Consider the following 14,227-nt stretch of genomic DNA (forward strand, 5'->3'; position numbering starts at 1 on the left):
ATTTGAGAAAAATGTGTTGTATTTTTGAAATTCCTTAAATTTAAAGAATGAATTTAACAATTGATGTTGGTAATACAAGAGTAAAAGCTGCTGTTTTTGAGGATGATAAGCTTCTTTTGGTTGAAGTTTTTATGCTTGACGAAATTATTACTGAAATAAAAAAAATAGTAGAATCATATGCAGTTCAAGAAGCAATAATTGCAAATGTTTCCTCAATTTCAGAAAAGTTGCTCAATAATATCAATAAAATTGTGCCATTAACCAGAGTTAGTTCTACAATGCAACTGCCATTTACAAACAATTATGCTACACCTCATACTTTAGGTTTAGATAGGTTAGCACTTGTTTTTGGTGCTGTTTTGGAACATAAAAATCAAAATATACTTATCATAGATGCTGGTACTTGTATAACTTATGATTTTGTAAGTGAAGAAAAAGAGTATTTTGGGGGTGCTATTTCTCCAGGAATTCAAATGAGATACAAATCATTAAATCATTATACTTCTAAATTACCTTTGTTAGATTCTCAAATTCCTAATTATTTTATTGGTGATAGCACAGAAGAAAGTATTCATTCAGGTGTTGTTAATGGGGTTGTTCAAGAAATTGAAGGCATCATTTCTCAATACAAAAACAAATATTCAGATTTAACAGTTGTTTTAACAGGAGGAGATACAAATTTCTTGTCAAAACAATTAAAAAGTAGCATATTTGCCAATCAAAATTTTCTCCTAGAAGGATTAAATAGAATACTTATTTTTAACAATAACAAATGATTAGAAAGATTATAGTAATTGTTTTACTATTTGCTTCTGTAAGCTTTATGGCCCAAAGATCTAATTCATCTCCTTATTCATATTTTGGAGTAGGTGAAGAATTTAATACGAATACAGTAATTCAAAATTCTATGGGAGGTATTGGTGTTGCATTTAACCACTACAAATATTTAAACTTTACAAACCCAGCAGCTTACGCAAATTTACGTTATACGACTTATGGTTTTGGGTTGTTGAATAACGATTTAACAGTAAAAACGGCCAATACAAGTCAGAATAGTACATCAACAAGTATAACTTATGTGGCTTTAGCTGTGCCAATTGGTAAAAAAGCTGGTTTTTCTATTGGTTTACAACCTTTTTCTTCTGTAGGATATTCTTTAAATAATGCAGTTTTAAATTCAGATGGTAGTACTTCAGAAATTACGCTTTATTCTGGAAATGGAGGTATTAATAAAATATATGGAAGCTTTGGTATTAAATTATTCAAAGAATTTTCTTTAGGATTAGAGGCAGATTTTAGCTTTGGTAATGTAGAAAATAGTATTATCAACCAAAGAGACAATGTTTCTTTAGCAACAAAATATAATGAGGATACAGATATTAGAGGAGGTGCTTTAAAAATAGGTGCTCAATATAAAAAGGAACTAAAAAATAACTTAGTGCTAGATTTAGGAGCTACAGTAAAATTAGAGCATGAATTAAATGTTTCAGGAAGAGATTATTTATACTCATTAACTTTTGCCAATGGTGGTTCAGAATCTCCTAGAGATACTTTATCTACATCAACCATAAATGGTAGTTTTAACATACCAATCAAATCTACATTTGGTGCTGGTATTGGTAAACTAGACAAATGGTATGCAGGAGTTGAGTACGAAAGTCAAGATGCTTTTACTACAAATGGGCTTTTAGCCAATTCGAATGATGCATACAAATATGGGAAATCGAATAGATTTTCTTTAGGAGGATATTACTTACCTAAAATAAATTCAATTTCAAGCTATTGGAATAGAGTTACTTATAGAGCTGGTTTACGATTTGAGAACACTGGTTTACTGGTAGATGGTACAGGAACTAACACAAATTTTACAGAAATTAAGGACTTTGGCATATCTTTTGGTTTAGGTTTACCACTAAAGAGATTATCTACCATTAATGCTGGATTTGAATTTGGTAAAAGAGGAACTACAGAAAATAATTTAATTCAAGAAAATTATTTTAATTTTAGATTAAGTTTATCTTTGTCTGAGACTTGGTTCGTAAAAAGAAAAATAGATTAAATAAAACTATCAAAATGAAGAAAATAACGTTTTTACTAGCAGCAACCCTTTTATTTATTTCTGCTAAAACTAATGGGCAAGATGATGCAAAAAGAGAGTGTCAAATAAAGTATAACTTATTTAAAGGTGATTATACCTCTAAAAAGAACGATGACGCTTTAGTTAATTTGAATTATTTGTTAGATAACTGCCAAGATTTATCTGTAAGTATCTATCAATTGGGTTCTACTTTGGCTGAAAAACGTCTTAAAGACCCTGCATTAGCTAAAAGAATTTACGAACAAAGATTACAGTATTTTCCAAAGAAAAACCCAGCAAAGGTTCATAGTGATTATGCAACTTATTTATTAAAAAATAAATTAGGTTCAGAAGAAGAAGTTTTTGCTTTATTAGAAAAGGCATACAGTATTGACCCTACAAAAATGGGTGTAAAAAACTTATATGTTTATTTTCAAGGAGTAACTGATAGAAATAAAGATGCAAATCCTCAAAAAGTATTCGATACTTATGATGATGTTTTGGAAAATGTAAACAAGAAATTAGATAATTACGCAGCTCAATTAAGAAAATTAAGTGTAGATACTGTAAAGAATAAAAAGAAAATTTATGCTTACACTGTGAACTCTAAAGCTTTAGGTCAAATTGAAGGTGGTTTAGATAACATGATTTCTGAAATTGCAACTTGTGAGAGATTAGTTCCTTTATACGAAAGAGACTTTGAAGCAAATAAAACCAATTCTGTTTGGTTAAGAAGAGCGGTATCTAGAATGTTCCAAAAAGAATGTCAAGATGAACCAATGTATGAGAAGTTAGCTCAAGCATATGCAGAGGCAGCACCATCACCAGATTCATATACATTTTATGCAGGAATTTTAGAAAAGAATGGCGATGAAAGTGGAGCTGCAGCAATGAGAGAAAAAGCTTTTCAATTAGAGACAGATCCTTTAAAGAAAGCAAAGTATAAATTAAAATTTGCTCAAGCAGCGAAGTCTAAAGGACAGTTGTCTAAGGCAAGAAGTTTAGCTAGAGAAGCAATTAGTTTTAACCCTAACTATGGTAGAGCTTATTTATTAATTGGTAGCTTATATCAATCAAGTGTAAACAGTTGTGGAGATGATGAATTCGAAAAAAGAATGGTTTATGCAGCTGCATTAAGACAAGCGCAAATTGCTGCAAGAGTAGACCCAAGTATTTCATCTACTGCTTCAAGATATATTAGAAGTTACAAAGCAAACTTACCAAGTAAAAAAGTAATTTTTACCAAAGGTGCACAAGTTGGAGCTTCACATACAATTAAATGTTGGATAGGTGAAACTGTTAAGGTTGCTTCAAGCGACTAAGGATGAAAAACATTTTTAAAATATTTATAAAAAGTACTGCTGTTTGTTTATTAACAGTAGTACTTTTTTCATGTTCTAACAACACTCAAAAAGCTAGAGATTTTTTAGCTGATAAAAATTTACCTGTAGGTACAGCCAAAAATATTTATCATATTTATAAAGATTCTGGTAGAATTACTTCTAAGCTTATTACCAATAAAATGTTAGATTTTAGTAATAGGCAAGCTCATCCTTACAGTGAGTTTCCAAATGGAATTAAAATCATAAATTTTGAGAACAAAGGTGTAGATTCTGTAACCATAATTGGTGATTATGCTATAACCTATTCTAAAACCTCTATATCTGAAATTAGAGGTAATGTAGTTGTAAAGAATCATACAGATAAATCTAAGCTAGTAACAGAACAATTATTTTGGGATGAAAAAACAAAGTATTTCGTGTCAGAAAAACCATTTACCCTAACCAAAGAAAACGATACCATATTTGGTATTGGTTTTGAATCTAAAGATGATTTGTCTAAACATCTCGCAAAAAAGACAACAGGAAAATTAGAAACTTCAGAAAATTAAACTATGACTAAAATTTGGAAATTTTTTCAATATGGATATTTAATGGTCGCTTTTATATGTTTGGTAGAAGGTATAGTTCGTTTTAATACAGAAAGAACTAGAGCTTATTTGTTTCTTGGCTTTTCAATTTTTATTACATTAGTGTTTTTCTTTAAAAGACATTTTAGAAAAAAAATTGAAAAAAGAAATAACCAAAATAAGTAATACGTATCTTTTTTAATGGAGGTCGAACTCATTATTATCATAATATCTATTCTATTATCTGCATTCTTTTCAGGTATGGAAATTGCATTTGTTTCTGCAAATAAAATGCATATTGAGTTAGAGAAAAAAAGAGCTGGTTTTATACCTAAAATCCTAACGATTATTACCCAAAAATCTTCTAAGTTTATTACTACAATGCTTGTTGGTAATAATATTTCTTTGGTAATCTACAGTTATTATATGGGTAGTTTACTTATAAGACTTTTTCCTTTAGAAGGTTATAATGATTTTTCTATTTTACTAATTCAAACAGTAATATCTACCATAATTATTTTAATAACTGCTGAGTTTTTACCTAAGGCTATTTTTAGAATTTACGCCAATGAGGTTTTAAAAATTTTTGCAATACCTGCTTATATATTTTATTACTTGTTTCATTTTTTCTCTGAGTTCATCACCCTAATTTCCGATTTTTTTCTGCGGGTTTTTTTCAAAACAAATTCAGATGAACAGCAAACAGAGTTTAGTAAAGAAGAATTAGGGAATTACATTAATGAACAATTAGAAATAGGAAATGATGATGAAGAAGTAGATTCAGAAATACAGATTTTTCAGAATGCCTTAATTTTTCAGAATGTGAAAGCAAGAGAAGTGATGGTGCCAAGAACAGAAATTATTTCTGTAGAAATTCATGAAACTGTTACCAATCTGAAAAAGCTATTCATAGAAACAGGTTTGTCTAAAGTATTAGTTTATAAAACTTCTTTAGATGATGTTTTGGGTTATGTAAATGCATTTGAATTATTCAAAAAACCAAAGACTATAAAATCTATTTTGTTGCCTTTAGAAATTGTTCCAGAATCTATGATGATAAACGATATTCTAAACACTCTAATGAAAAAAAGAAAAAGTGTTGCAGTGGTAGTGGATGAATATGGAGGTACTTCTGGTATGATTACAGTAGAAGATATTGTAGAAGAATTGTTTGGAGAGATTGAAGATGAACATGATTCTCAAGAGTTTTTAGAAGAGAAATTAAAAGATGATCACTTTAATTTTTCTGCAAGAATAGAAGTAGATTATTTGAATGAAGAGTATGACCTAAATATACCAAAATCTGAAGCCTATGAAACTCTAGGGGGTTTTATTATAGAGCACACAGAAAATATTCCTGAAGAAAAAGAGGTGTTAGAAATAGATAATTTCGAGATAACAATCCTTAAAATAAGTGGGGCAAAAATAGACGAGGTTTCACTTAAAATTTCTAATCTAGAAGACTAAATTAAAGTTCCCTCATACACACTTCTTAAAATCACTTAACAAGCTACTAATAAGTAGAAATTGGGTTGGAATATTAAAAGCAAAAATGTATATTCGCCCACTGAAATTAATTTAAAAATCATATGGCAGTTTTATCAAAAATTAGAGAACGTTCAATGTTCTTAATCATCATTATTGGATTAGCACTTTTTGCTTTTGTATTAGATCCATCAACACTTGGTGATTTTTTCAATTCTAGTAAAGTAAATGAAGTTGGTGAGGTAGATGGAGAAGCTATTTCTAGACAAGAATTTGCTAATGAATTAGAAAGTTATAAACAACAAACTGGAGGTAGAGCTTCTGAGATGCAAGCAGCAAAAACAGTTTGGGATAATATCGTAAGAAAAAAAATCTACAAAAATCAATTAAACGAAGCTGGTATTACAATTGGTGAGGCTGATGTTTGGAACGAAGTTGTAAATGCACCTTTTGTACAAAACAACCCTCAGTATCAAAACGAAGTTGGTTTATTTGATGAAAATAAATTCAAGCAATTTTTAGCAGATACTAAAGAAAACAATGAGCAATTATGGGCTCAATGGTCTTCCTATATGAATCAAGTTAGAGACAATGCAGAAACAAATACATTCAACAATTTAGTAACTGCAGGTTTAGGAGCTTCTTTAAAAGAAGGCGAAATGCAATATTTAATAGATAATACTAAATTAAATGGTCAGTTTGTGTATGTACCTTATACGTCAATTGCAGATAGTTTAGTAAAATTAAAAAAATCTGAAGTAGAAGCATATATTCAAAGCCATAAAGATCAATTTCAAGTTGAGGCATCAAGAGATATTTCTTATGTAAAATTTGATATTGTTGCAACTCCAGAAGATGAGCAAGCAATAATGTTAGATGTAGCTGGTTTAAAAGAAGATTTTAAAACTACAGATAACGATGTATTATTTTTATCTGAAAATGATTCTGATACTGGTTTAAATACAGGTTATGTATTTAAAAGTAATGTAAACGCAATTATTGCTGATGATTTATTTGCAGCAAATGAAGGAGACATTGTTGGCCCTTATAAAGATTTAAATGCAATTAAATTATCTAAAATTACAGAAGTAACTCAATTACCAGATTCTGTAAAAGCAAGTCATATTTTAATTCCTTTTGTTGGTGCTCAAAGAGTAGCTGCAGATGTTACAAGAACGGAAGAGGAAGCAAAGCAATTGGCAGATAGTTTATTGGCAGTAGTTAAAAGAAGAAAAAGTAAGTTTGCTGATTTAGCAAAAGAATTTTCTTCAGATCAAGCTTCAGCAGTTAAAGGTGGAGAATATGATTGGTATAATTACAATAGAATGACTCCAGCTTTTAGAGATTTTACCTTTGAAGGTAAAAAAGGAGATATGGATGTTGTTAAGACTCCTTTCGGATTTCACGTAATTAAAATAGACGATCAAAAAAATAAGCAGAAGGTTATTAAAATGGCAACATTTAGTAAAGATATTGTGCCTTCTGAAGAAACTGAAAATGCTGTTTTTAGACAAGCAGAAGAGTTTGCTTTAGCTGTTTCTAAAGAAAATAATTTCTTTGATGCTGCAAAAGAATTAAACTACAAGCCAAAGCCAGCAGTAGGTTTAAAGGTTTTAGATGAAAGTGTACCAGGAATTGGTAACCAAAGACAAATAGTTAGTTGGGCTTTTAATAATGAAACAGATGTAAATGCTTTTAAGCGTTTTGATTTAGAAGGTAGTCATGTAGTTGCTTTTGTTACAGGTATAGAAGAAGAAGGTTTAATGTCTGTGAATAAAGCTACAAGTAAAGTTAGACCAATCTTAATGAATGAAAAGAAAGCTGCTTTAATTGCTGAAAAATTCAATGGATCTGATTTACCAGAAATTGCAAAAGCTAACAATACAAGTTTACGAACTGCAAGTAACATTACGCTAAAAAGCCCTACTTTATCTGGTGTTGGTGTAGAGCCTAAAATTGTAGGTGCAATGTATAATGCAGAAATTGGAAAATTATATAACAAAGTAGAAGGTAATAGAGGAGTATTTGCTTTTAAATTAACAAGCAAAGAAGAGCCAACTGCTTTACCAAATTACGATGCTAACAGAAAACGTATTGCAGAAGCTAGAAAAAGACAAACATTTAAAATGTATGAAGCTATTAAAAAGGCTTCAGATGTAGAAGATAATAGAGCTTTTATGTACAGTAATTAGTACAGGCTTTAATAACTAAAAAAAATCCGTTCAATTGTATTGAACGGATTTTTTTATACCCATTAATTTAAGAAGATAGATACTAAGATTAACGACATAAAAAAGCCTTTTTGAGTAATCAAAAAGGCTTTTTACATATTGTTTAAGTGACTTTAACCATTCATAGAGATTAAGAACTCATCATTATTCTTAGAGAACTTAATTCTTTCATTTATAAATTCCATAGCTTCAATAGGATTCATATCAGCTAAATACTTACGTAAAACCCACATTCTTTGCACTGTTTTATCATCTAATAATAAATCATCACGTCTTGTAGAAGATTTAATTAAATCAATTGCAGGATAAATACGTCTGTTAGAAATATTTCTATCTAACTGAAGTTCCATGTTTCCTGTACCTTTAAATTCTTCAAAGATTACTTCATCCATTTTAGAACCAGTTTCTGTAAGAGCAGTAGCAATAATGGTTAAAGAACCACCATTTTCTATATTTCTTGCAGCTCCAAAGAAACGTTTTGGTTTGTGCAATGCATTTGCATCTATACCCCCAGAAAGAATTTTACCAGATGCAGGTGCAACAGTGTTATAAGCTCTTGCCAAACGTGTAATAGAATCTAATAGAATTACAACATCATGTCCACATTCAACTAAACGTTTTGCTTTTTCTAAAACAATGTTTGCTACACGTACATGTTTATCTGCTGGCTCATCAAAAGTAGAAGCAACTACCTCTCCACGAACACTTCTTTGCATATCTGTTACTTCTTCTGGTCTTTCGTCTATCAATAAAACAATCTGATATACTTCTGGATGATTGGCAGCAATTGCATTAGCAACATCTTTAAGCAGCATAGTTTTACCTGTTTTAGGTTGTGCTACAATCATACCTCTTTGCCCTTTTCCAATAGGAGAGAATAAATCGATAATTCTTGTTGATAACGAAGAACCTTTCTCTGCTAAATTAAATTTCTCTTGAGGAAATAATGGAGTTAAATGTTCAAAAGAAACTCTATCTCTTACAACATTTGGGTTTAAACCATTAATCTTAGAAACTCTAATTAAAGGAAAATATTTTTCACCTTCTTTTGGTGGCCTTACATTACCTCTAACAGTATCTCCAGTTTTTAAACCAAATAATTTAATCTGACTTTGAGATACATAAATATCATCAGGAGAAGAAAGGTAATTGTAATCTGAAGAACGCAAGAAACCATAACCATCAGGCATCATTTCTAGCACACCTTCACTTTCAATAATTCCATCAAATTCAAAATCAGGATCTCTATATCTGTTGCCAGATTTATGATTTCTGTTAGCGTTGTTTTTATCTCTATTCTGATTTTTATTATTTTTTTGATTGCTGTTATTTCTCTGCTGATTATTATTGTTATTGCGTTGTTGATTCTTATGAACAGGTTTTTGGTCCTTATCTTTAGAGTCTACTTTTTTATCTGCAGGATTGTTTTTTACTGATGTAGTTTTAGCAGCATTAGAATCTGTCTTCTTAACCTCTTTTACAGGTTCTTTAGAAGTTTCTTTTCTAGCCTCAGTAGTATTTTTAACTTCAGGAGTTTCCTTTTTTTCTGGAGTTGGTTTAGCAGGTGCTTTTTTTACCACTCTTTTTCTCTTAGGCTTTTCTGCTTTAGTAGGTTCTTCTGTATTTTCTACTTTTTTAGCTGAAGCAGGATTTGCTGCTTGAGTGTCTAGTATTTGGTATACTAAATCTAATTTTTTAAGTTGACTTGTTTTGGTAAGACCAATAGTCTTTGCAATTTTCTGCAGATCTGCAAGAGTTTTTGCTTTCAGTTCAGAAATTTCGAACATTTATATGATAATTAAGTTATAATAGATCTTAAAATTTTAAGATATTTTAAAAATTTTTTTTGATTGTCTTTAATTGTATATAGTACTATACAATTTAATTTGTGCGGTTATTATATTACAAATATATGCTTTTTTTTTCACTTTTAAGTTTTTCTTTTTTTAAAAAGAAATTCTATTTTTGCAACTCAATAAAAAAGAATGATTCAAAGAATTCAAAGCATATATTTACTTTTAGCCTCAATCGTTTCTGGAGGTTTAATTTTTGTATTTAATTTATGGAATACAATTAAAGAAAAAATATTTGTTGTAGATTTGTTTTCGAGAGAGGCAATAACTGTTAAAGTAATTCCTTTTATGTTCTTAGCGTCTGCAGTTCTATCTTTAATGGCAATATTTTTGTTTAAAAATAGAAAATTACAGTTTGTAATTGGGCGTGTTATAATTTTGATAAACCTTTTTTTATTAGGGTTATTGATTTATTTATCTCTAAATTTATCTGGAGAAACAAATGTTTCTGAGAAAGGTATTGGGATGTTCTTACCGATTTTAGTTGTTTTGCTTATTGTTTTGGCAAATAAAGCTATTAAAAAGGATGAAGATCTTGTGAAATCTGTAGATAGATTACGATAATTCAAATAGATAGTATATTTAGTGCGAAAAAAACCGAGATTAGTTTCTCGGTTTTTTGCATTTTATACGAAATCTTATTTTATAGATTTAAAATATCATTCTATCTTTATCAAAAATTATGTTAAATTTAAAATATTGACTATCAATATTTTATAAATCAAGTATCCCTATAAATAGGGATGCCTATCCCCATAAATGGGGAGGGTTAAATTTCCCTATAAATAGGGATTGTGGTAAACTAATAAGTACTTTAAATTTGTAATGTAACAATGAAACAAAAAATATACGTTCATGTAGCTGATGATCACAAAATTTTAATTGAAGGGATTATAGCTGTAATAAATACTGACGAAGATATAGAGATAAATGGATATTCTCTAACAGGCAAAGAGGTAACAAATTGGTTCGATGATAAAAATAACAAAGCCGACGTTCTAATTTTAGACATTACAATGCCAATCTTAGATGGTTTTGAAGTTCTTAAACATTTTAATAGTAATAAGATAGATCAAAGGGTAATTATCCTTTCTAGTTACGATGATATAAAAATTGTACAAGAAATGCTGAGCCTAGGTTGTAAAGGATATATCACTAAAAATTATGCTGGCGAACATATTGTGAAAGCAATAAGGGCAGTAGCGAATGGAGAGCAATATTTTAGTGATGACATACAGAAAATATTATTACAATCACTATCTAAAGAACAAATGCCTCAAGGCGATTTACCTAATAAATTTTTATTAGAAACGCTTACAGAGAGAGAATTAGACGTGTTAAGGTTAATAACAAAGCAACTTAGCACACCAGAAATAGCAGATAAATTAAACGTGAGTGCTAGTACAATTGATTCACACAGAAAAAAATTATTAAAAAAACTAAAAGTTAAAAATGCAGTAGGTTTAGCAATGTATGCCGTAAAAAATAAAATAGTGTAGCCCCCACATATTAAAATTTTCTTTAATCAATAGTAATTGATTACCCCTATAAAGATTGTTTTAAGTCCCTACACTTGTTACTAACCATGGTTACATTGCAATGCCTACCTTTTTTAAATAAAAAAAATAAATCCAAATTAAATAAATACCATGAAAACGATTAAATTAATTGCACTCTTTGTTACAGGATCTTTAACATTGGCATCTTGTTCATCTGATGAAACTTCTTTAGAAGCTAATCAAAAAACTAGTTTATTAAAAACTTACAAAATTCAAAGAGATGCTTCTGGTGCTTATTCTTTAGATTTAAACTTATCTGATAATACAAAAGTTGATAACTTTTTAGATATTGATAGTAATACCAGGCAGTATTTTTTATCAGAAAGCGACCAACAAACTAAAAGCTCTTTATCTGATAATTTAACTATTAGCGATACAAATATGAAGATTGCGTTTGTTGATGCAGCAACTAACAAAGATGAGTATTTATATGTTGAGGATGATAATATTACTTTAAGTGCTAAGTCTAATAAAGTAAGAAGGTTAAAAGATTATAGTATTGTAGCTGAAAGTGATGGTACTTATACTTTAGATTTTAAAGTAAAGAATAAAACTAATGTTTCTTTCGTATTTAATTCTGAATTGCAGGCTTACGAAGTTCATTTAGAAAAAGATAAAAAAGCAACAACAACAGATTTTTCTAGAACTTTAGAAAAGAATGAGGGTGAGCCACTAACTATTCATTTCGTAAATCATAAAGAAGGTAGTTCAAATAAGGGTATGGCTGTTTTAATTAGAAAGCCAATTATTATTATTGACTATTAATAATTACTTTTGAACTAAATTCAATTCTTTTTTTAATTGAAAACAAAAAAATATATTTTTTTGATAATAACTTTATGCTTCAGCATTAAAGTTTTATCAATAAGTCATAAAGAGCCTTTGATTTCAAAGGTCTCTTTTTTGTTATATACTACACAAGACTCAACCTATTTAGAAAAATATAATACTTTAGAAAAGTTGCTGGATGAGCAAGACTACACAGTTGCTTTAAAAAATGCATTAGATCTTCTAAATCAGGATATTGATAATAAAACCAGGTATAAAACATCATTAATAATATCACAAATATTTGCAAATAATAATAGTGTTGAAAAGTCCATAAGTTACGCTAAAAGGTCTCTTAAATATATTAAAGAAGATTCTATTATCTCAGAAGGTAAAACTTCTTTATTACGGAATAATTTTTATTTAAGTAAGGCATATTTAAATATCGGAAATGGATTTTTGAATTTAAGTTTGAATGACTCTATTAGTGGATTAAAATATCGTGATTCTGCAAAAAATTATTATGACAAAGTTATAAATATTGATGGTTTAGATAAAAATATACAGTCAATTAAAGCAAAAGCTTCTTCTAATTTATCTGGTATATACATGCAAGATTCAGCATTTAAAATGTCTGAGAAGTATGCTAAATACGCGATTTCAATTCATGAAAATTTAAATAATAAAATTTCTCAATCAGCAGCCTTAGGTAATTTGGCAAGTAATTATTTAAATCAAGAAGATTATGTACAAGCTAAAGCTACGTATAAAAAGGCATTAGATTTAATTAAATTTGAAACAAGCTTAAGAGCAACAAGAATAAGAGAACAACTTTATTTCAATTTAGCTTATAACCTATACGAATTAAAAGATTACAAAGCATATGAAGCTCAAGAGAAATCGTATAACATAAAGGATAGTTTAAGAGATCTAGAAATAAGAACAATGCTTGAAGATCTTGATTTTAAATATGATTTTGAGTCTCAGAAAAAGATTTTTTTAGAAAAAGCCAAAGTAAAACGATTAGAAGATCAGCGGGTATTTTTAGGAGTTGGTATTGCTTGCCTTCTTGTAATATTTTCTTTAATCTATAAGATTAAGTTGAATAATTTAAAGCAAAACAATCTCGCTTTAAAATTATCAGAAACCAAACTATTACAGAATCAACAAATAGACAAATTAAGATCTGAAACTCAAGTTAGGATTTTAAATGCTACTATTGATGGGAAAGAATCAGAAAGGAAGCAAATTGCTGAAACTTTACACGATAGTGTAAGTGCACTATTATCTTCGGCAAATTTGCATTTGCAAGCAACTAGAAAACAGTTTAATGGTTCTACACCATTAGAAATAGATAAAACTCAAGAAATTATTGCAGAAGCATCTCATAAAATTAGAGATCTTTCACACACACTAGTGTCTTCTGTTTTGTTAAAGTTCGGTTTAAATTTTGCGATTAAAGAAATCGCTACAAAATATTCAAATTCTGAACTTATTATAGAAACAGAGATTGAGAAAGTAGCCAGATATCATCAAAATTTCGAAATTAAAGTTTACAATATTATCAATGAGCTTATTAATAATATTCTAAAGCATAGTATGGCTAAAAAGGCTTTAATTACCCTAAAAGAGGAAGAAGGTAAGCTATACATTACAATAAAAGATAATGGAGTTGGTTTTGATAAAACAAAAATTAACGAAAATCATGGTTTAGGTATCAATCAAATAGATGCTAGAATTCACATGATGAAAGGGTATTTTAATATTGATTCTTCAAAGAAAAAAGGAACTAAAATTACTATTGAATTGCCTATTGTTGGGCGTGAAATTATGAGCCACGTTTAGCCAATTCAATAACTTCCATATTTTCAATTTTCCCCTTATTTAGTTCAAAACGAAGCATGGTTCTAATTTTATGAAACCCATGATTGCCTGCAGCACCAGGATTTAAATGAAGTAAATTTAGTTTTTTATCATATACAACTTTTAATATGTGAGAATGTCCAGCAATAAAAATCTTTGGTGGTTTCTCATTAATTTCTTCTCTAATTCTTTGGTTGTATTTGTTAGGATATCCACCTATATGTGTCATCCAAACTTGCACTTGCTCCAAACTAAATTTAGCATCTAAAGGAAACTCTGCTCTTGCATCTTTATCATCTATATTGCCATACACTGCACGCAAAGGTTTTAGCTTTTTAATTGCGTCAGTAACTTCTAATTTCCCAATATCTCCTGCATGCCAAACTTCATCTGCTTGTTTTACAAATTTTAATATTTGATCATCTATATAGCTATGGGTATCAGATAATAAAAGTATTTTTTTCATAAATGTATAATCTTAA

At 29.2% G+C, this 14,227-nt stretch carries 12 protein-coding genes; 10 read left to right on the forward strand and 2 right to left on the reverse strand.

Features of this window, described 5'->3' with window-relative positions; translation table 11 throughout:
* Positions 1-47 precede the first annotated feature (47 nt).
* The 6 genes from MED152_RS11270 to MED152_RS11300 all read left to right on the forward strand — a co-directional run bounded on the left by MED152_RS11270 (position 48) and on the right by MED152_RS11300 (position 7,663).
* Complete coding sequence (locus MED152_RS11270) at positions 48-776, forward strand: type III pantothenate kinase (protein WP_015482013.1); 729 nt, start codon at positions 48-50, stop codon at positions 774-776.
* Positions 773-2,059, forward strand: coding sequence for a TonB-dependent receptor (locus tag MED152_RS11275; RefSeq protein ID WP_015482014.1), 1,287 nt, complete (start codon positions 773-775; stop codon positions 2,057-2,059). The genes MED152_RS11270 and MED152_RS11275 overlap by 4 nt, the downstream gene beginning before the upstream one ends.
* 14 nt (positions 2,060-2,073) lie before the next feature.
* Positions 2,074-3,399, forward strand: a complete 1,326-nt coding sequence (locus MED152_RS11280; RefSeq protein ID WP_015482015.1) for a lipopolysaccharide assembly protein LapB — start codon at positions 2,074-2,076, stop codon at positions 3,397-3,399.
* A 2-nt stretch (positions 3,400-3,401) separates the two neighbouring features.
* Entirely contained in the window at positions 3,402-3,968 is a 567-nt protein-coding gene (gene lptC, locus MED152_RS11285; RefSeq protein WP_015482016.1) for an LPS export ABC transporter periplasmic protein LptC, read from the forward strand.
* A gap of 219 nt (positions 3,969-4,187) precedes the next feature.
* On the forward strand, positions 4,188-5,453 hold the full coding sequence (locus tag MED152_RS11295; protein WP_015482018.1) for a hemolysin family protein: 1,266 nt from the start codon (positions 4,188-4,190) through the stop codon (positions 5,451-5,453).
* Between the two features lie 122 nt (positions 5,454-5,575).
* Positions 5,576-7,663, forward strand: coding sequence for a peptidylprolyl isomerase (locus MED152_RS11300; protein WP_015482019.1), 2,088 nt, complete (start codon positions 5,576-5,578; stop codon positions 7,661-7,663).
* Between the two features lie 152 nt (positions 7,664-7,815).
* Here MED152_RS11300 and rho read toward each other — a convergent pair whose 3' ends face one another.
* The gene (rho, locus tag MED152_RS11305; RefSeq protein WP_015482020.1) at positions 7,816-9,489 is read right to left on the reverse strand and encodes a transcription termination factor Rho; all 1,674 of its coding nucleotides are present in this window, start codon (positions 9,487-9,489) and stop codon (positions 7,816-7,818) included.
* 198 nt (positions 9,490-9,687) lie between these two features.
* On the opposite strand from rho, the gene MED152_RS11310 reads away from it, so the two are divergent.
* The 4 genes from MED152_RS11310 (at position 9,688) to MED152_RS11325 (ending at position 13,727) form a co-directional block, all read left to right on the forward strand.
* Positions 9,688-10,119 carry a DUF4293 domain-containing protein gene (locus MED152_RS11310; protein WP_015482021.1) on the forward strand — a complete coding sequence of 144 codons (432 nt, stop codon included), beginning with the start codon at positions 9,688-9,690 and terminating at the stop codon, positions 10,117-10,119.
* A 269-nt stretch (positions 10,120-10,388) separates the two neighbouring features.
* The gene (locus MED152_RS11315) at positions 10,389-11,054 is read left to right on the forward strand and encodes a response regulator transcription factor (protein ID WP_015482022.1); all 666 of its coding nucleotides are present in this window, start codon (positions 10,389-10,391) and stop codon (positions 11,052-11,054) included.
* A 150-nt stretch (positions 11,055-11,204) separates the two neighbouring features.
* A complete protein-coding gene (locus MED152_RS11320) occupies positions 11,205-11,879 on the forward strand; it encodes a hypothetical protein (RefSeq protein WP_015482023.1) in 675 nt (224 codons plus the stop codon).
* Positions 11,880-12,017: 138 nt separating this feature from the next.
* A complete protein-coding gene (locus MED152_RS11325; RefSeq protein ID WP_148284815.1) occupies positions 12,018-13,727 on the forward strand; it encodes a sensor histidine kinase in 1,710 nt (569 codons plus the stop codon).
* Here the strand turns inward: MED152_RS11325 and MED152_RS11330 are convergent.
* Complete coding sequence (locus tag MED152_RS11330; RefSeq protein ID WP_015482025.1) at positions 13,711-14,211, reverse strand: metallophosphoesterase; 501 nt, start codon at positions 14,209-14,211, stop codon at positions 13,711-13,713. The two genes, MED152_RS11325 and MED152_RS11330, sit on opposite strands and share 17 nt — an antisense overlap.
* Between the last annotated feature and the right edge of the window lie 16 nt (positions 14,212-14,227).

The sequence above is a fragment of the Polaribacter sp. MED152 genome (assembly GCF_000152945.2).
Classification (GTDB): domain Bacteria; phylum Bacteroidota; class Bacteroidia; order Flavobacteriales; family Flavobacteriaceae; genus Polaribacter.

Coding starts and splice junctions, on each gene's coding strand:
- MED152_RS11270 (WP_015482013.1), top strand. CDS start 48: ATGAATTTAACAATTGATGTTGGTAATACAAGAGTAAAAGCTGCTGTT.
- MED152_RS11275 (WP_015482014.1), top strand. CDS start 773: ATGATTAGAAAGATTATAGTAATTGTTTTACTATTTGCTTCTGTAAGC.
- MED152_RS11280 (WP_015482015.1), top strand. CDS start 2,074: ATGAAGAAAATAACGTTTTTACTAGCAGCAACCCTTTTATTTATTTCT.
- lptC (WP_015482016.1), top strand. CDS start 3,402: ATGAAAAACATTTTTAAAATATTTATAAAAAGTACTGCTGTTTGTTTA.
- MED152_RS11295 (WP_015482018.1), top strand. CDS start 4,188: ATGGAGGTCGAACTCATTATTATCATAATATCTATTCTATTATCTGCA.
- MED152_RS11300 (WP_015482019.1), top strand. CDS start 5,576: ATGGCAGTTTTATCAAAAATTAGAGAACGTTCAATGTTCTTAATCATC.
- rho (WP_015482020.1), bottom strand. CDS start 9,489: ATGTTCGAAATTTCTGAACTGAAAGCAAAAACTCTTGCAGATCTGCAG.
- MED152_RS11310 (WP_015482021.1), top strand. CDS start 9,688: ATGATTCAAAGAATTCAAAGCATATATTTACTTTTAGCCTCAATCGTT.
- MED152_RS11315 (WP_015482022.1), top strand. CDS start 10,389: ATGAAACAAAAAATATACGTTCATGTAGCTGATGATCACAAAATTTTA.
- MED152_RS11320 (WP_015482023.1), top strand. CDS start 11,205: ATGAAAACGATTAAATTAATTGCACTCTTTGTTACAGGATCTTTAACA.
- MED152_RS11330 (WP_015482025.1), bottom strand. CDS start 14,211: ATGAAAAAAATACTTTTATTATCTGATACCCATAGCTATATAGATGAT.